16 protein-coding genes are annotated in these 17,597 nt (G+C 41.7%); 4 read left to right on the forward strand and 12 right to left on the reverse strand.

From position 1 onward, the window contains the following. Nucleotides 1-11: 11 nt before the first annotated feature. The 7 genes from NBH14_RS26070 to NBH14_RS28955 all read right to left on the reverse strand — a co-directional run bounded on the left by NBH14_RS26070 (nt 12) and on the right by NBH14_RS28955 (nt 7,272). Nucleotides 12-533 (reverse strand): hypothetical protein, encoded by a 522-nt coding sequence (locus tag NBH14_RS26070; protein ID WP_250817881.1) that lies wholly within the window; start codon nt 531-533, stop codon nt 12-14. 155 nt (nt 534-688) lie between these two features. Continuing rightward, nucleotides 689-1,690, reverse strand: a complete 1,002-nt coding sequence (locus NBH14_RS26075) for a DUF4249 domain-containing protein (protein ID WP_186961676.1) — start codon at nt 1,688-1,690, stop codon at nt 689-691. 13 nt (nt 1,691-1,703) lie between these two features. Further along, nucleotides 1,704-4,412: a TonB-dependent receptor gene (locus NBH14_RS26080; protein WP_186961677.1), complete on the reverse strand. Its 2,709-nt coding sequence runs from the start codon at nt 4,410-4,412 to the stop codon at nt 1,704-1,706. 6 nt (nt 4,413-4,418) lie between these two features. After that, the gene (locus NBH14_RS26085) at nt 4,419-5,294 is read right to left on the reverse strand and encodes a FecR family protein (RefSeq protein ID WP_186961678.1); all 876 of its coding nucleotides are present in this window, start codon (nt 5,292-5,294) and stop codon (nt 4,419-4,421) included. Nucleotides 5,295-5,387: 93 nt separating this feature from the next. Next, complete coding sequence (locus NBH14_RS26090) at nt 5,388-5,957, reverse strand: RNA polymerase sigma-70 factor (protein ID WP_186961679.1); 570 nt, start codon at nt 5,955-5,957, stop codon at nt 5,388-5,390. A gap of 107 nt (nt 5,958-6,064) precedes the next feature. After that, a complete protein-coding gene (locus tag NBH14_RS26095) occupies nt 6,065-6,343 on the reverse strand; it encodes an HU family DNA-binding protein (RefSeq protein ID WP_186961680.1) in 279 nt (92 codons plus the stop codon). Between the two features lie 38 nt (nt 6,344-6,381). After that, on the reverse strand, nt 6,382-7,272 hold the full coding sequence (locus NBH14_RS28955) for a helix-turn-helix domain-containing protein (RefSeq protein WP_186961681.1): 891 nt from the start codon (nt 7,270-7,272) through the stop codon (nt 6,382-6,384). A gap of 434 nt (nt 7,273-7,706) precedes the next feature. On the opposite strand from NBH14_RS28955, the gene NBH14_RS26105 reads away from it, so the two are divergent. Further along, the gene (locus tag NBH14_RS26105; protein WP_009859792.1) at nt 7,707-7,976 is read left to right on the forward strand and encodes a hypothetical protein; all 270 of its coding nucleotides are present in this window, start codon (nt 7,707-7,709) and stop codon (nt 7,974-7,976) included. 75 nt (nt 7,977-8,051) lie between these two features. Here NBH14_RS26105 and NBH14_RS26110 read toward each other — a convergent pair whose 3' ends face one another. Then, complete coding sequence (locus tag NBH14_RS26110; protein ID WP_128135172.1) at nt 8,052-8,447, reverse strand: response regulator; 396 nt, start codon at nt 8,445-8,447, stop codon at nt 8,052-8,054. A 191-nt stretch (nt 8,448-8,638) separates the two neighbouring features. After that, a complete protein-coding gene (gene rpsA / locus NBH14_RS26115; RefSeq protein WP_128135173.1) occupies nt 8,639-10,438 on the reverse strand; it encodes a 30S ribosomal protein S1 in 1,800 nt (599 codons plus the stop codon). Nucleotides 10,439-10,657: 219 nt separating this feature from the next. Here rpsA and NBH14_RS26120 point away from each other — a divergent pair, with 219 nt between their 5' ends. The 3 genes from NBH14_RS26120 to NBH14_RS26130 all read left to right on the forward strand — a co-directional run bounded on the left by NBH14_RS26120 (nt 10,658) and on the right by NBH14_RS26130 (nt 16,378). After that, nucleotides 10,658-12,733: an ATP-binding protein gene (locus NBH14_RS26120; RefSeq protein ID WP_186961682.1), complete on the forward strand. Its 2,076-nt coding sequence runs from the start codon at nt 10,658-10,660 to the stop codon at nt 12,731-12,733. A 139-nt stretch (nt 12,734-12,872) separates the two neighbouring features. Beyond that, nucleotides 12,873-14,216, forward strand: coding sequence for an ATP-binding protein (locus NBH14_RS26125; protein WP_186961683.1), 1,344 nt, complete (start codon nt 12,873-12,875; stop codon nt 14,214-14,216). Next, a complete protein-coding gene (locus tag NBH14_RS26130; protein ID WP_186961684.1) occupies nt 14,213-16,378 on the forward strand; it encodes a sensor histidine kinase in 2,166 nt (721 codons plus the stop codon). The genes NBH14_RS26125 and NBH14_RS26130 overlap by 4 nt, the downstream gene beginning before the upstream one ends. Here the strand turns inward: NBH14_RS26130 and NBH14_RS26135 are convergent. From NBH14_RS26135 to NBH14_RS26145, 3 genes are all read right to left on the reverse strand, one after another. After that, nucleotides 16,290-16,652 carry a hypothetical protein gene (locus tag NBH14_RS26135; RefSeq protein ID WP_186961685.1) on the reverse strand — a complete coding sequence of 121 codons (363 nt, stop codon included), beginning with the start codon at nt 16,650-16,652 and terminating at the stop codon, nt 16,290-16,292. The two genes, NBH14_RS26130 and NBH14_RS26135, sit on opposite strands and share 89 nt — an antisense overlap. Before the next feature lie 2 nt (nt 16,653-16,654). Beyond that, nucleotides 16,655-17,212 carry an RNA polymerase sigma factor gene (locus NBH14_RS26140; protein ID WP_010800709.1) on the reverse strand — a complete coding sequence of 186 codons (558 nt, stop codon included), beginning with the start codon at nt 17,210-17,212 and terminating at the stop codon, nt 16,655-16,657. 171 nt (nt 17,213-17,383) lie between these two features. Continuing rightward, nucleotides 17,384-17,597, reverse strand: a 214-nt coding sequence (locus NBH14_RS26145) for a hypothetical protein (RefSeq protein ID WP_250817885.1), incomplete at its 5' end; no start/stop codon positions are given.

A 17,597-nucleotide genomic window follows, 5' to 3' on the forward strand; every position in this document is an offset into this window, starting at 1 on the left:
TTGTCGTTGATCTACTCTTTGTACTTATTCACTTTTTTCATATACCCGATAAATTTATCCCATTCATTTGCTATGACCTGCATATTCTCATCACGTATTTTTTGTATTTCAGTCAATGAACCTAAAACTGCAATATCAGGATATCCGTCGTTTATAAAAAATCTATTTTCAATTATACTGTAATAGAATACCGGTGAGTTGAAAATTTGGGAGTTGACATCTGAAACCCGGGTCAAGGTAGAAAACAAATACTCGTCATCCAGATAAAATTTAATATTGGCATAAAGTGAAATGGAGTTTTGTTGATAGTAATTGTCTTTAAACCGGATTTCTTTTGTTGTTCCGTTGAACCATAGGATATCATCTCCTGTAAAAATGATTTCCTCAGTGGGTTCGTTTGCCGATTTTGTTTCTGCTTTTATAATGAGTTTGGAATATCCCTCTTCAGGAGAAGGATTCGAAGCATCATTTGAGCAACTACTCATAAATATAGTCAGAAACAATACTGATAAAAATAAATAAAACCTTTTCATACGATTATTATTATTAATGGATTAAAATTACTATATCTTTTTGAATTAATAACCGTATGAGTTAAAGGATACCCTATATAATATGTTGTCAATTAGTATCCTTTAACTATTTTGCTATTGTTGGACTTGGGGGATGAATTTCCAGTGACTGTTATTTACCACAACGGTGGGCGGGTTAGGATACGGATCGTCATTTGCTTTTCGGAGCTGGCACCGACAAACCCTAATCCGCCGACAACGTTTTGAGGTATAATGACCGGTTCCATAAAGGTTTCGTTATAGTTTCCCGACTCAAGGCAGTTCATGGCACGCATATACCGATAGTCTGTCTGGGTGATACAGAGTAGCCGGATGACGGCATCTGTCTCTACAAACAGCTTTTCATCCATGTTCTTGTGATCATAGTAACGGGTGTATACATTAAGCGTGTAAGATCCATTTTCGAAACGACTGTCGGTGAATACATTGTTCACATTTTGGACGGTCATATCAAGGATACCGAATTCTTCATCATCGGCAGTACTGAGATGACCATCGGTCAACACGATATCTTCTTGATTGATTATATCCAAATACATGATTTCCGGCCCGTATGTTGTTCCCTCCTCCGGATATGTCCGGTAAGTGTTTTCCTGGATGCGCAGTTGATAATAGTTCTTTTCTCCGGGTCGGTCGTTGAATGTGATTCTGTACCGGATGCAGTTATCCATATAATATCCTATTTTAATTTTAGTCAGAAGGGTATCTACCCGTATAATCTTTTCGATCGGTTGGGGTATTTTTACTTCAGCCCAGGCGTGATATTGCCCGTTTTCCGCAGCTGCTTCCAGGCGTACCAGATCACCGGGGAGAAACCGGGTTTTCACGCGGCAGTATTTTGTAGAGTCATTATAACTGGCGGAGATCAATTCGGCTTCAGCAACTTCTTTCTTCTCTCCGTTGACATAGATCGTGACGGCTCCATCGCTCACTAATGTTGTTGTTTCGTCATCAATGATATGCAGGTAAACTTGATTCTCTTCTTTTTCGGCCTCCAGAAAGGCATTCATGAGCAGTTGGGGCTTTTGAATTTTGCTTCGGAAGGGTATCTCGTTCTCACAAGCTGAGAAAAGAGATGTATAGAGTATGAATAATAGATAGGATAAATTCTTTTTCATGTCATTTTCTGTTTTAGAATTTAAATGTATAAGTGACGGAAGGTATACAGGGTAATAAAGTCTGTTTGATCAACCTTGTTTTCCTTTTCCAAGTTGTTTCAGGCACACCTCCTTCTCCAATATGTTCTTGTCCGATGTATTCTTCTTCCAGATAGATCAAATTGGGAGTCATGGCATTATAGGCATTGTAGACAGATATATTCCAGGTGTGTGTGCCCCGGCGTACTTTTTTATGGAAGTTAACTCCCAGGTTCAATCGATGACTGACGGGTAACCGGTAATTGTTGCGGTGTTCTATATAATCGAGCAAGTTTCCGTTTATTGTCCCGGTACGCTGTTCGGCTAATGTTGCTGCCCCTCCGGTGTTAAATATCCAGGTGAGTCCAATATCGAACCGTTCACTGAACTGATGGTTCACACAAAAATTTATATTGTGGCGACGGTCATATTTATAGGGGAAACGTTCTCCGTAGTTGATGCTGCCGTCTTTGAATTGGCGGTCACTTTTGGCAATTGTATAGGCCAGCCAGCCGGTTGTTTTTCCCAATGTTTTTTGCGCAAGTATTTCCAGCCCGAAAGAACGTCCGCGGCCCATTTCCACTTTTTCCTGCCATCCTCCTGAGGTTCCGAAGAAAGAGGCACCATCCTGATATTCCAGAACATTATGCATATCTTTATAATAACCTTCCAGCGACAGCTCCCATCCTTTTATCCCTGTATAGTATCCCCCGGCAGCATATTGAAATGACCGCATCGGGCGGATATTTTGAGTAACAGGCACCCATAAATCAGTTGGTAGTGAGATGGCTGACGACGATAATAAATGTACGTACTGTTCCATTTGAGTAAATGAACCTTTTATTGCATAGTCCTTGTTCAGGCGGTAGCGGGCGGACAGGCGGGGTTGTGCTGAGAAATAACCTTTCCCCTGGGTGTAAAACAAGGAAAGATGTATACCTGCATTAATACTTAACCGGGTACCTATGTTGAAGTCATCTTCTGCATACAAAGCGCATTCATGGCCATACAGATTACTGTTAGAAGAATCTTTATAGACGGTATCTTGTGCTACTGATCCGTTTTCTGCTTCTCTCACATTTGAGGTTGTGACCTCCGGGCGGAACGTATGATTCAGATAAGAGCCGCCGAATTTGATATGATGGTTCGGGGCAGGCGTATAGTCGAAATCTGCCTGGATGCTAACATCATGTATCCCTGACCGGTAATCGGAATTATATGTATAGGTTTCGTTGTGCATGGGATCGGCATTGGTCTTTTTCTCAGTTCCGGTGGCTTCTTTTTTATAACTGTCAGCCATTGACATCTGATAATGGTTGTATGCTACAGTCGTGTTACTGAACAACTTATTGTTGAACACATAATTCCAGCGTCCGGCTGCAATAGTATTTCCCCAGTTGATGTCGATTTTGCTGTTATAGAAATACAGACGCGGACCATCGTCATAGCCGTCGTATTCCTTATCCCGTTTGTAATCATAATGGTCTTTTCCTTTATAAAAGCTGAGGAAGAGTCGGCTCTTGTCGGAGAACTTATGGTTTACTTTTGCATTGATATCATAGAAGTAATAGTTGTATTTTTTATCTTCCGGCAGAAAAGGTCTGGCCACCAGGTCCAGATAGGTGCGGCGTCCTGTCAGACAGAAAGAAGTTTTATTTTTTATGATCGGTCCTTCAAAATGCAGCTTGCTGGTCAGCAGGCCGACACTGATCGTTCCATGATAATTTTGCATATCGCCGTCATTGGTGCGGATATCGATGATAGACGATAATCGTCCGCCATAACGGGCAGGAAAGGAGCCTTTGAAGAGAGTCACTTTTTTCATGGCCTCCGGGGTGAAGATCGAGAATACGCCCAGCAGGTGATCTGCATTGTAGATCGGAATACCATCCAGCAGGATCAGGTTCTGGTCCGGTCCGCCGCCACGTACATGCAAACCGCTGAATCCTTCCATACCCGCCTGTACGCCGGGTAACAGCTGGATTGTTTTCAGTAAATCGGCTTCTCCCAGAACAACAGGTGTGTTGCGGATTTGTTTCATCGGGACATCAAGGGCACTCATCGCAGTGGCATGGATCCCGGTTTCTCTTTTGTTAGACAGGACGACTACTTCCTCTAACTGATTGTCGGTCAGTAACCGGATATTCAGCAAGGTATCCTTTTCCAACCGGAACCGGCATATTTGAGTGGCATAACCAAGGTAGGAGAATGAAAGTGCTGCATCTCCTTCGGGAAGCGTAATGCTATAAAATCCGAAAGGGTTGGTTGAAGTTCCTATCCTTCTGTTTTGTTCAAAGATATTCGTACCGATCAGTGTTTCTGATGATATCCCGTCTGTAACATAGCCGCTGATTGTATATTTGCGGTTAACGGGTGTTTCCCGTTTATCTAATAAGATATATTTTCCAGAGATCTTAAAAGCGATTGCTTCGTTTTCGAAAGCCCTGTGTAGAATATCCGTGATAGGAGATTGAGTCATATCCAGGGTTACAGGCTTTTTAAGCTGTATCTTTTCTCCGTAGATGAAAGAGAAGCCGGTAGAATCTTCCAACTGCTTTACGAATTTGTCTAAAGCAGCATTCCGGATACTGAAATTTAATAATGTATCTTTATTTTGGGCATCAAGAGGAGTTCTCCCGAAAATAACCCACAAGAGACATATGAGACTGATGCGGAAAAGCGGGTAATGTATGGAATAGTTCATAATTTACTAAAACTTAGTATTGATAATGATAGTATTGTTTGTTATTGTGTAATTAAAATTGCCAGCTTCTTTTAATAATTCGAGCATTTCTTCCAGGCTTTCGCCATTGGTGAAGTTGGCCCGTATATGGTAATTCCGGAGTTCGGGATCGGTAATTTCTATTTTTATATTGAATGCATGTGAAAGCTGCCGGGTTATTTCCTGCAATGGCAGGTAATCGAATAGGAAATGGCCGTTTCGCCAGACAATATCGTTGTTGCTTTTGGGATTTATTTCATGTTGCAAACTTTTCTGTAACCGGTTATAGATGGCACTTTCATTGGGAGAAAGAACGATTCGCCGGTTTTCTTCCGGTATGCTGACGGCAACGGAACCTTCGATCAGGGTAGTTTTTATTTCGGGGTCTTCGGGATAGGCTTCCACATTGAATTGGGTTCCCAGTACCTGTACGTTTACGGACTCTGCTTTTACAATAAATGGGTGCCTGGTATCTTTTTCTACATCGAAATAGGCTTCTCCTGTTAACCGGACTTCTCTTTTGGCTCCCCTGAAACGGGAAGGAAAGCTAAGTGTAGAGTAACGGTTCAGGGTGACAACAGACTGGTCGGGTAGTGTAATGTCCCGTATTTCAGCCAGGGTAGAAATAGTCTGTATGGTGCCTGATTGGATATAATCATATGTATACCAACTGGCTAGGCAGATGAGTATGGAGGCTGCAACGCTTCCTGCGATACGGAGTAATTTTATTTTTCCACTGGTAGGAGAGATACGCCTTTCCAGTATTTTCCAACTGTTTTTAGCGGAGAAGCGTCCTCTCGGTGAACGGGTAGAGGCGACCAGTTGTTCCAGAATCTTATCAAAGTTGTCGTTTTCAGGTGTCATCCTTTCTTTATCTGTTTAATTATTGTTTTCATAAATAAAGACAGAGATGTACGCTGGAACTCACTATGTCGATTTGGTGAAAATAAGTTAAGATTATGATCCGTTCTTGTCTGGCTTCAGGTAGCGTGATAACATATCCCGTAGTCGGGTTACAGCCTTTTGTAATTGTACGTCAACTGTATTGATGCTGATTTTTAATTCTTTAGCGACTTGTGCATAGCTTTGTTTTTCTTCCCGTATGCGGATAAATATCTCCCGGCATTTTTCCGGTAGACGGTCCAGTGCTTTGACATAGTGGGAAAAAAGTTCTTCGTTGATAAGGATTTCTTCCGGTGAATTTTCCTGGTCGGCTATCTTATCGGCTATTATTTCGGTAATCTGTTTTTGGCGTTCTTCTTTTGCCTGATAATTCAGTGCTGCATTTTTTACTGTAACAAAGAAGTAATCTTCCAGATTGACTATCGTTTGTAGTGACTCTCGCTTTTCCCAGATTTTCATGAATACGTCGAGCACGACTTCCTGCGCCCATTCTTCCCGTTTCAGGTAGTAATAAGCAATACGGAAAAAACGGTCAAAGCATAGATCATAGAAGTTCTGCAAGGCAGTTTGGGAGTCTTCTTCCTTCATTTGTCGTAAATATCTTCTGATCTCTTGCTCTGTCATAATACCTTTTCATGCTATTTTGTGGCTGCAAAGATACTTTTTAATCGATAAGTATGACAAATCGTAATAAAAAAAGGACTTATTTTGAAATAAGCCCTTTTCTTCATTTATTTTCCGTTCATCTTCTCTATTAAGAGAGACGCACATTTGAAATGTACAATCGTTCGCGGTGTAAGTTGAATAACATCGCCGTTTCTGGGGTTTCTTGCCGGACGGCTTGTTTGCAGACGTGGTTTGAATGAACCGAAACCGGGAATGAAAACACGGTCGCCTGCCTTTGTTTTTTCTGCAACCATTTCGGTAAAAGCATCGAGAATGGTTGTTACATCCCGTTTATTGAGATTTGTTTTTGTCGCTAATTCATTGATTAATTGACTTCTGTTCATGACATTATTTTATTAGTTATTAGATATGTTGTTTAATATTAATAATATGTTTCCATCATGCTTCTTCTGTATTCGGAAGGAGACATGCCAGTGTGTTTACGGAAAAACCGCCCAAGAGAAGATTGATTGGCGAAATTTGTTTTTACAACAATCTCCTGGATATTGAGAGAAGAATCTCTCAATAGCGCTTTTATTTCCAGTATGATATATTCCAGTATCCAGTCTTTCGCTGATTTTCCGCTGACAGCTTTTATTATCGTTGTCAGATATTTAGGAGTAATACATAGTTCTTTAGCATAGAATGCGACCTCCCTGTTCTCTTTGTAATGTTGCATAATCAGATAAAAGAATTTGTCTGCAAGCTCTTTTTTATGCATGTCCATTGTTGGAATATAAGGAAGGGAACTGATCTTGTATGTATTATACAAGTCCAGATAGAGGATGCGTAATACATGAATCACAGATTCCCGGGGATACAGGTTGGAGGCAGATCTGGCTTTGGTACAAACCATATTATAATAATTTTCAAAGTTAATGCTCTCGCTTTCCACTAATTTATAGTGGAAATGATTTCGCATATAAATAAAGAAATGTGGCGAAAATCTATGAATGCCGCTTAATACATCATTAAATAAGGATTGTGATATGGAAAAAGCGCTTATCTTAAAATCAGGACTTATCTCGTTTATTGAGACGAGTTGCCCAGGTAGAAGAATGATAAGTTCTTTATTTATAAGCAAATGTTCATGTGTATGAACTTTAACTCTAGCACTCCCTTCAGAGCAAAGCATAACCAGTCCGTATTGTATATATGACGGATACGGAGTTATAGGAATTTGTTTGACATCCTCATAGATAGTTAAATCATTTTTTATAGAATCAATGGTGTCATTATTTCCTACATGCAATTTGTTTTCATTTAAAGACATCACCCTATAATATTTTGTGTATAAAGTTAAAACATCGTTCTTTATGATATTCAGGCAGTGGAAATATGGTGTGACAATGAAGAAATATGGAACGCGTATTGACATTTTTTGTTACAGACAATGCCCCGATGATTTGTAAAAACCATTGTTTATGGTATATTGTTCATTTATTGCTTCATAAAAAATCTTATTATTCCTTTTGAACGTCATCATCATTTTCTCACACCCGGCCAAACCTTTATTTGGGATGGCGAAATGTTGAAAATATCCGTACTTTAGGATAATTTGAAGATTCTATGAAATTAAAGGGATGAAATTGTATGAAAATAAGAAGATGTTTGTATATTTAAAGCTGTAAAGAAACAGCAAGTAGAAGTAACTTGTTTATTCTGTAGTTATTAATAAAAGCGAGTATAACTTTAAAGTCAAACATCATGGGAAAGAATCTAATTCACAGCAATGAGTTGCATCTTATTGACAAAAAAGAAATTCACAATGCAGCTAAGAAAATGGTAGAGTCATTGAATCTGGCAGCCGGATCGACGGGAGGTTTCGATATTTATAAAGTCGTTGAAACTTATTTCACAGATTTGGATAAGAGACATGCAATCAATCAGCTTATCGGTATTGGTGAAGATTGTGCTTATTATGGTGCACAAGAACAGGCAGCTGAATGCGAAAAAGCAGAAGCTGCTAATGAGTAGGTAAACGTTTATTTAAAATAAGAAGGAGATACTTGTAATAAGCATCTCCTTTTTTATTTTGTATTTTCGAAGAAATTACCATGTCAACTGCGGCAAGAAGCTGGAGAGAACGCTTTTGAGCTCCTTGATGTTGATAGGTTTGGTTACAAACCCGTTGCTTCCGGCCTGGCGGGCAGCTTCCATGTCATTCTCAAAGGCATAAGCCGATTGCATGATGATAGGTATGTCCTGATCAAATTTCCGGATTTCCTTTAATGCATCAATCCCGTTCATTTCCGGCATTTTAATATCCAGAAGGATCAGATCTGCATGTTGCTCCTTATAGATATCCAATAACTCTACTCCCGTTTTAGCATGAAGTACGTTACAATGCTTTTTCAGAATTGTTTTTAATAATAAGAAATTACTTTCTTCATCTTCTGCGATGAGGATAGTGATGCCTTTGTTTGTTATGTTTTCGTCCATGATCATAATATTCAAGTAACTTCAACAAAGTTCTGTAATTAATTTAAAATACGCAAACTTATCACGAGTAAAAATAGATGAAAGTCAACAAATATATAGCCTTTCATTATTGAGTGAGTGAATAGGGGGAGGAAATAAAGAAAAAGGAGTTGTTTTCGAAAAAACAACTCCTTTATATCGGTTATCAGTGATACTGATTATTTACCTGAAAGTTTTTCTTTCAAAGCAGCCAGTTCTTCAATGTCACCCAGTGTAGTCTTTTCAACCGGACCGGTTACCATTCCAGAACCTTCTTCGTTCTTGTTGTTGCGTCTTGCTGACGGTTTTTTGTCACCAGCAGGAGCATCTTTCTTAGCACCCTTCTGTTCATCTTCGAAGATGCGGCTGTGAGAAAGGATGATACGTTTTGCTTCTTTGTTGAATTCGATTACCTTGAACTGTAGTTTTTCGTCTACAGCAGCCTGAGAACCGTCTTCTTTTACCAGGTGTTTCGGAGTTGCGAAACCTTCTACACCATAAGGCAAAGATACGACAGCACCCTTGTCAAGTACTTCGATGATTGTTCCTTCGTGGATTGAACCTACTGTGAAGATAGTTTCAAATACATCCCAAGGATTTTCTTCCAGTTGTTTGTGGCCTAAGCTCAAACGACGGTTTTCTTTGTCGATTTCCAGTACCTGAACTTCGATTTCTGCACCGATCTGAGTGAATTCGCTCGGGTGTTTGATCTTCTTAGTCCAAGAAAGGTCAGAGATGTGAATTAAGCCGTCTACGCCTTCTTCGATTTCTACGAATACACCGAAGTTAGTGAAGTTACGAACTTTAGCTGTGTGGCGTGAACCAACCGGGAAGCGAGATTCGATATCTTCCCATGGGTCAGCTTTCAGCTGTTTGATACCCAGAGACATCTTACGTTCGTCACGATCCAAAGTCAGGATAACTGCTTCGATTTCGTCACCAACCTTCATGAAGTCCTGAGCACTGCGCAGGTGCTGAGTCCAGCTCATTTCTGATACGTGGATCAAACCTTCTACGCCGGCAGCGATTTCGATGAATGCGCCGTAGTCAGCCATAACAACCACTTTACCTTTCACTTTGTCACCTACTTTCAAGTCCGGATCCAAAGCATCCCAAGGATGCGGAGTCAGTTGTTTCAAGCCGAGAGCGATACGTTTCTTTTCGTCATCGAAGTCAAGGATAACAACATTGATCTTCTGATCAAGCTGAACGATTTCTTCCGGATGAGAAACACGGCCCCAGGAAAGGTCTGTGATATGGATCAAACCGTCTACGCCACCCAAGTCGATGAATACACCGTAAGAAGTGATGTTCTTAACAGTTCCTTCCAGAACCTGTCCTTTTTCCAGTTTAGAGATAATGTCTTTCTTCTGTGCTTCAAGCTCTGCTTCGATAAGAGCCTTGTGAGATACAACAACGTTCTTGAATTCCTGATTGATCTTTACGATCTTGAATTCCATTGTCTTACCTACAAATACATCGTAATCGCGGATCGGTTTAACGTCGATCTGAGAACCCGGTAAGAATGCTTCGATACCGAATACGTCAACGATCATACCGCCCTTCGTACGACATTTGATGTAACCTTTGATAATTTCGTCTTTTTCAAGAGCTTCGTTAACACGATCCCAAGAACGTGTAGCGCGAGCTTTCTTGTGAGAAAGGATCAACTGTCCTTTTTTGTCTTCCTGGTTTTCGATGTAAACTTCTACTTCGTCACCAATTTTCAGATCCGGATTGTAACGGAATTCCGCCATTGATACAACACCGTCTGATTTGAAACCGATGTTCACTACAACTTCACGTTTGTTCATTGCAGTAACGGTTCCCATAACGACTTCCTTATCCTTTACAGTGTTCAGGGTTTCGTCATACGTTTTTACAAGGTCGTCCTTGCTTACGTCACCGTAAGTTTCTCCCTTTTCATAGGAGTCCCAGTTGAAATCTTCAACCGGCTGAATGTTCTTTAAATTTTCCATTCTCTAATTGTTAATACTTAAGTTTGTTTTAATTAGTAAGTTAGACATTATGTTGTCATCTCTCAAAAATCGGGGCAAAGGTAATGTTTTTTTCTGATATACAATAGTTTTGCCTTGGAATTTATGCTTTATATCACTTGCTTTTTATTTCATAAGATGCATTGATTATTAATATGTTTTGGCAAAAAATATTATCTTTGCACCTTATTATTCTATACTATGCATAAAGCTCGTTTTCGCCAGCAACTAAAACTGGGTCCCCTCTGTCTCTTTTGTATACTTTGTATATTTATATGTATAAAGGGTGCAGCAACAAACCGCGCAACACGTCTGGATAGTCTGAAAGACATCCTGTCTCATAGTCCTTCGCCCGATGTCGCTATAAAAACATTACAAGAATTATCCGACCTTTACAGGCAGAAACCGGAGGAAGTCGGTTATTTGCATCGATTATTGGATATCGGTAACCGGGTCGATTCAGTACAGGCCGTATATGCGGCAGCGGCAAATCTTTCCCGCTATTATTATGATGATAATAAATCGGACAGTGTCGTTTATTGGGCCCAATATATAGACTCTGTCGGTAAAAGCCGGAAAGAACTTTCGGATGGCTTGTTTGAAGCCTACAGTTATGTTTGCCTGGATCATTTATGGTTGGAGAATTATGAACTGGCTATGAATGAGGCCATCCGTCTCTATAACCTGGCGTGCAGCAGGAATCATACCTACGGGCAGATTCGTTGCGGAGAGAACCTGGGGCATATTTACCAGGCTATCCGCCGGGACAGTGATGCTGTCGTTGTGTATCAGGCTGCTCTGGATAAACAGGAGGAGATAGGAGAAAACCTGACAGTCAGTATTCGCCTGGTTTCCTATCAGCTGGAATCGCTTTTACGCATTAATAAGTTGGATAGTGCCGGAGTCTTGCTGGCTACATATAAAAATCTGCTCGACAGACAGGAGGCGGTGAATAGAAATACCGGTGCCATCTACCCGGTAGATCGTTATCGTTGGATCATGCATTCGTTTTATGCGGAATACTATCTGAAAAGGAAAGATTTTGAAAAAGCACGTAAGTCGCTGGATTGTGCCGAATCGTTTGTCGGGAAGGAAACTATCGGTAATGATTTCGCCGTATTTGCATACCTTTATATACAAGCCCGTTATAATAAGGAGGTTGGAAACTATGCCGTAGCACACAAATATATCGACCAGCTGCTGGAAAGTTGGCAAACTCCCGATTGCCTCCAATTGAAAGCTGATATCTTATCCGAATCAGGAGATGCTGCTAGTGCCATCCAGGCGTATAAAGATGTAATTTCGGAGACTTCCAAGATCAATAACGAGGCCTTTACCCGTCAGATCAACCAGCTTCGTACATTATATGATCTGAATGACAAGGAAATACAGAAGAAAGAGCTGGAGATCAGCCAGATGAATGTGAATATAAAAGAACATCAGCTAATCCTTTCTATGTCGGTTTCTGTTATTTTGTTGCTGGTATTGTATATCCTTTACTTGTCATTCCGTCGTACCCGCCGTTTGAAAAATGCGTTACTGCAAGAAAAGGAAGCATTGATTGAATCGGAAAAGAACCTGCGTATTGCAAAAGATAAAGCCGAAGAGGCGAATCAGGCAAAAACTACCTTCATAGCCAATATCAGCCATGAGGTGCGTACACCGCTGAATGCTATTGTCGGTTTTGCCAGCCTGATGTCTGACCCTTCCTGCACGCAGGAAGAAAAGGAGGAGTTTTCTTCTATTATCAGTAATAACACCGAATTACTGCTGAATCTGGTAAACGACGTATTATGCCTTTCGCAGATAGAAGCCGGGAGCCTGAGTTTCTCCCTTCGCCCTGTCGAACTGGGCGATTGTTGCCGGAATGCGATGGAAACGATTCGTCACCGGGTTGCCGAAGGTGTTTCTCTGAATTTTACTCCCGAAGTTCCCTCTTTTATATTGAATACGGATCCGCTACGCCTGCAACAACTGCTGGTAAACCTGTTGGTCAATGCAGCTAAATTTACGGAAGCAGGCGAAATAAACCTTTCATTCCATATCGGGCAGGAGCAAAAGAATGTCGATTTGATCGTAACGGATACCGGTTGTGGGATACCTGCCGACAAAGTCACACAAATATTCAAACGTTTTGAGAAAGTGGATGAATACAAGCAGGGAACCGGCCTCGGACTTTCAATCAGCCAGGCTATAGCCGGGGCTTTGGGAGGTACGATCCGTGTGGATGCCGGCTATACGCAAGGGGCCAGGTTTATTTTCACGCATCCTTGCTGAAACGGAAACGATAAGATAGTCATGGGTGATGGGCATAAAGATTGAAATTCAAAAGAACTTACAGAAAAATATCTTTGATTATTCCGTCCGTTATAAATATTTATTTGTAAGTTTGCCAATCGCCGTAAGTAAAATATGCATGAAGACGAAAAGTCTGTTTAAAAGGGGTATAAAATTCGCATGTGTTGTAGTTCTTTTACTTTACGCTGTTTCCGCATTTTCCCAGAACGAGCGGGGAAGAGTCCGGACAGATAGTCTGCGTAATGTTCTGCAAGAAGCAAAGACACCTGAAGAGAAACTAGCTGTTTTGAAGGAATTGGTAACAATCAACCGGCAGGCACTGTCGGCGATTGATAAAGCATTGGAGTTGGAAGATGATCTGGATATGATGCTCCAGAAAATACAGGTACTGCGTAACTCCGGACAATTGCAGGAAGCCATTTGGGTTTATAAAAAGTTGTTGGCGTTAAACGCAGCAATTAATAATAAAGCATTCAACTGTCAGATGGCTCAACTTCGCCTACTGAATGATTTGAACGATAGTGAAAATCAAGAGCGTGAACTGGAATATCAGAATGCACAGATCGCATCCAAACAGCGTCAGCTCTATCATGTTTTGGTTACGGTCGGTATACTCTTGATTCTTGTTTTCCTCCTGTATCGTTTGTATCGCCGTACCCGCCGGTTGAAAAATGAATTATTATGCGAAAAAGATTCACTGGTCGAATCAGAGAAACAATTGCGCGCAGTCAAAGAGGAAGCCGTTGAGGCTAACCGGTTGAAAACGGTTTTTATCTCCAATATCAGCCACGAAGTACGCACACCGCTCAATGCGATTGTCGGCTTTTCCGAGTTGCTGGTTGATGATTCTTTTCCGGAGGACGAGAAGATTGCCTTTGCTTCTACTATCAACCATAGTTCGGAGTTGCTGATGAACCTGATAAATGATGTGCTCGACCTGTCACGTCTTGAATCCGGTAATTTCAGTTTCACGATAAGGGAATGGGATGCCGTGCAGATTTGTCATGAAATACTGGATTCTTTTGAAGAGAAAGTTTTACCCGGAGTAAAACTGACCTGCTCTTCTTCTTTAGAGTCGTATCTACTGAATACCGACCGTTTCCGTATGCACCAGCTCTTGGGGCATTTGCTTTCGAATGCGATCAAATTTACCTGCGAAGGCGAGGTAAAGCTCTCTTTTGAAACCGACCCGGAAAACGGAGTTGTCCGTTTTATTGTAACCGATACCGGTTGCGGTATCCCTGTTGAAATGCATCGGAAAATATTCGAACGTTTTGAGAAACTGGATGAATTTAAACAAGGTACGGGGCTGGGATTGGCTATTTGTCAGATTGTTGCTGCCCAGTTGGGCGGTTCGCTATACATAGATTCTTCTTATACGAAGGGAGCGCGTTTTGTATTCGTCCATCCCTGTAATTTAGAACTTACCGAAGAGGTTTCATCCCAATCGAACAAAAAATGAAAGAGAAGACTACATATCAAAGGAAAAGTTTGTTTGTAATACTGATTTTATGCTGTGGCATTTCATCTTTCTCTCTTTGGGCGGGATTGGACAATGACCGGGTAGCACATGAAACAGATAGTCTGAAATCATTATTGTCACAAACCTCCTGTCCCCATGTGGTTATACCGGCCCTGCTTCGTCTTTCTACTTTAAATGGGCAACATGCGGAAGAAGTTTCCTGGCTTGAACGTTGTTACCTGGAAGCGGCACGAATCGATTCGGTTCCGGCCATGTATATGGCATTAAGGAGTTTGTCCCGCTATTATTATAATGACGGAAACCGCAATAGTTTGTTATTCTGGAGCAGGAAGGTCGATTCGATCGATAAAAGCCGGAACGAATATTCGAATGTTTTGTTTGATGTCAAAAGTTATTCCTGTCAGGATCTGTTGTGGTCGCATGATTATGAACTGGCATTGAACGAAGCCTTGAATGAATATCGTCTGGCAAGCGAGCTTAAACATTCGTACGGCTTGCTTCGCTGCTCTGAAAGTCTGGGATTGATTTATCAGGCGATACGGCGTGACAGTGATGCGGTGGTCGCTTTTCAGGAAGGACTCGAGATGCTGAAGAAAGCCGATTGCCGGGATGAGACAAGGGCTGATACGAAGATGCGCATAACCTCCTATCAGGCAGAATGTGCAATCCGTGTCTGTCCTCCCGAACAAACAGAAGAGATACTGGCCCGTTATAAAAAAGCGATCGACGAAGTGGAAGAGATGAATCATCGGGACGGGGTGATGGTTAAGACCGGTAGAGATTATTGGTTGCTTTATTGCTTCTATTCAGACTTTTATGTAAGGGAGCACAGGCCGGATAAAGCGAAATGGGCTTTGGGGGAAGCCGCAAAATATGTCGGTAATATCATAACGGAAGATGATTATGTACAGAATACTTATCTGGCAGCGTTGGCGCACTATTACAGGGAAATCGGCAATATCCCGCTTGCCATTAAATATATAGATGAAGTCTTTAAGACAGAATGTATCCAGGCAGACTTGCAGTTCAAAGCGGATATATTGCAGGAACAAGGCCGTCCGGAAGAGGCTCTGACATTGTATGATAAATTATATGAACTGAACTCACAGCGGAATAAGGAGACTTTCTTTCGGCAGATCAACCAGCTTCGCACTTTGCACGAACTGAACGAGCGACAGGAGCAGGAACACGAAATGCAACTGAACAGCGAACGTATGGAACAAAAACAGCAATTGCTCCTTTTCTTTACTGTCGTGGCCCTTATCCTGTTGTATCTTTCTTATGTTCTCTTCTGGTATTACCAGCGGGCGCGTCGGCTGAAAAACGAACTGTTGAAGGAGAAACAATCCCTGCTGGAATCCAGGAATAATCTGAAACAGGAAAGAGTAAAGGCCGAAGAAGCCAGCCGGATGAAGAGTGCTTTCATTGCCAATATGAGTCATGAGATACGTACGCCTTTGAATGCGATTGTCGGTTTTTCAGGCCTGTTGGTTGATGACTCGACTGAACCCGAAGAACGGGAGGAATATGCTTCCGTTATCCATAATAACACGGAGCAGTTGCTGAACCTGGTGAACGATGTACTCGACCTGTCACGTATGGAAACCGGCGATCTGAACTTCAAATTTGATGATTACCCGTTAATTGAATGTTGTCAAAGTGCCCTGGACAGTATTTGCCACCGGATACCGGACGGAGTGGAGTTGACTTTTACCCCGGATACCATTCCCGTGACACTTCATACCGATACGTTGCGCTTACAACAAATCCTGACCAATCTGCTGACAAACTCTGCCAAGTTTACGCAGGAAGGAGAGATCAACCTGGCTTATAAAGTCGAAGAAGGAGGTAAACAAGTGCGTATCTCTGTGACCGATACCGGTTGTGGCATACCGAAAGAGAAACAGTCCGCCGTTTTCCAGCGTTTTGAAAAACTGGACGACTATAAATCCGGTGCCGGTCTGGGGTTATCTATCTGTACACTGATCGCAGACCATCTGGGCGGAACTCTTTCCATTGATCCCACCTACGAGAACGGGGCCCGTTTCGTCTTTACTCATCCTTGCGAAATACCTTCCTCAGCTTATAGTCAAGGAATAGCAGGAACAACGTTAGTATTCCGATATAAAAATAAAAACTAAAGATGGGGAGGTCGATTTTCGGCCATGTTATTTTCGGCACGGTTATTTGTGGAAAATCCATGTAGAAGAGGAAAGCGGCAGCCATCCCCAGCATCCCCAGCGAAGCCACAATGACGGCAGCCAACCCGAACCATTCGTTCCGTTTCCTAACCTTGACGGTTTCTTTGGCAATCTGCTGCATCACATTCAGACGGAATGATGCGGGCAACTCTTCTTCCGGCATTTGCCTGAACAGGCTTTCCAGTATATCAGGATTCTTTTTGTTGCTGTCCATATTTAATTTTCCTCCATTCCTTTAATTAATACAAATAACTTTTTCCGTATGCGGTGTAACTTCACTTTGATATTGGATGCTCCAAGACCGGTTATCACGGTCAGTTCGTCCACCGTTTTCTCTTTCATATAAAAGAGCAGTATCAGTGCCCTTTCGTCCGGGGGGAGTTGTTCGAGGGCTGCCTCCAGCTTATCGAGTTGTTCGGTCGTCGAAGTACGTCCCAACATCTCGCTGACCTCTTCTTCCGATACATTGCTGATCTGCGATTCCTCAATGGCGACAAATTCCTGTCTCTTCCTGCGCAATTCCGAAATAGCCGTGTTATAGGCAATCCGGTAAATCCAAGTGGAGAAACTACAATCGCCCTTGAAAGACGATAAATTACGAAAGACCTTCATAAATACATCTTGCGCCAGTTCTTCCGCGTCTTCCTTACTGTGTACCATTTTAAGGATTAACGAATGAACCGGACGACTGTATCTATCGAGCAGACAGGCAAAGCATCCTGTATCTCCCGCTTGTACTCTTTCTATGTAATATGCGTCGCTATACAACTCCATCCTACCTTATGGACGCAAGTTCGGCAATTTGGTTACAACTTACAACTGAAAAATAAAAAAAAGATACGTTCAGTATAAAGTATTACAAAGAAAGGAGGGTTTATATTGGGATACAAAGTAATGCATATCACAGTTGCATTCCTTTTGTTTCACAGATGGATTCCGTTTGTTTCACAATTGAGTTTCTTTTGTATCACGGCTGTGATACGAATAGAGAATTCCATATATTTGTTTGTTGATTTTTGTTTCAGTATTTATCAGGTTTGAATGTTTTAGTGTCGCTGCTTGTCCTGAAAGGACTAACTGTGAATAGCCCCCGGTGAAGCCGGGGGATTCAATATCAGCCGGATGGTACGTCCCCGAAGGGGGCGAACAACATGCTATG

The sequence above is a fragment of the Parabacteroides caecihominis genome (assembly GCF_023656785.1).
Taxonomy (GTDB): Bacteria; Bacteroidota; Bacteroidia; order Bacteroidales; family Tannerellaceae; genus Parabacteroides; species Parabacteroides segnis.

Bases quoted from the DNA above. Each gene is read 5' to 3' on its own strand.
- NBH14_RS26135 (WP_186961685.1), bottom strand. From the start codon at position 16,652: ATGGACAGCAACAAAAAGAATCCTGATATACTGGAAAGCCTGTTCAGG.
- NBH14_RS26070 (WP_250817881.1), bottom strand. From the start codon at position 533: ATGAAAAGGTTTTATTTATTTTTATCAGTATTGTTTCTGACTATATTT.
- NBH14_RS26110 (WP_128135172.1), bottom strand. From the start codon at position 8,447: ATGATCATGGACGAAAACATAACAAACAAAGGCATCACTATCCTCATC.
- NBH14_RS26120 (WP_186961682.1), top strand. From the start codon at position 10,658: ATGCATAAAGCTCGTTTTCGCCAGCAACTAAAACTGGGTCCCCTCTGT.
- NBH14_RS26130 (WP_186961684.1), top strand. From the start codon at position 14,213: ATGAAAGAGAAGACTACATATCAAAGGAAAAGTTTGTTTGTAATACTG.
- NBH14_RS28955 (WP_186961681.1), bottom strand. From the start codon at position 7,272: ATGTCTTTAAATGAAAACAAATTGCATGTAGGAAATAATGACACCATT.
- NBH14_RS26140 (WP_010800709.1), bottom strand. From the start codon at position 17,212: ATGGAGTTGTATAGCGACGCATATTACATAGAAAGAGTACAAGCGGGA.
- NBH14_RS26085 (WP_186961678.1), bottom strand. From the start codon at position 5,294: ATGACACCTGAAAACGACAACTTTGATAAGATTCTGGAACAACTGGTC.
- NBH14_RS26080 (WP_186961677.1), bottom strand. From the start codon at position 4,412: ATGAACTATTCCATACATTACCCGCTTTTCCGCATCAGTCTCATATGT.
- NBH14_RS26090 (WP_186961679.1), bottom strand. From the start codon at position 5,957: ATGACAGAGCAAGAGATCAGAAGATATTTACGACAAATGAAGGAAGAA.
- rpsA (WP_128135173.1), bottom strand. From the start codon at position 10,438: ATGGAAAATTTAAAGAACATTCAGCCGGTTGAAGATTTCAACTGGGAC.
- NBH14_RS26105 (WP_009859792.1), top strand. From the start codon at position 7,707: ATGGGAAAGAATCTAATTCACAGCAATGAGTTGCATCTTATTGACAAA.
- NBH14_RS26125 (WP_186961683.1), top strand. From the start codon at position 12,873: ATGAAGACGAAAAGTCTGTTTAAAAGGGGTATAAAATTCGCATGTGTT.
- NBH14_RS26075 (WP_186961676.1), bottom strand. From the start codon at position 1,690: ATGAAAAAGAATTTATCCTATCTATTATTCATACTCTATACATCTCTT.
- NBH14_RS26095 (WP_186961680.1), bottom strand. From the start codon at position 6,343: ATGAACAGAAGTCAATTAATCAATGAATTAGCGACAAAAACAAATCTC.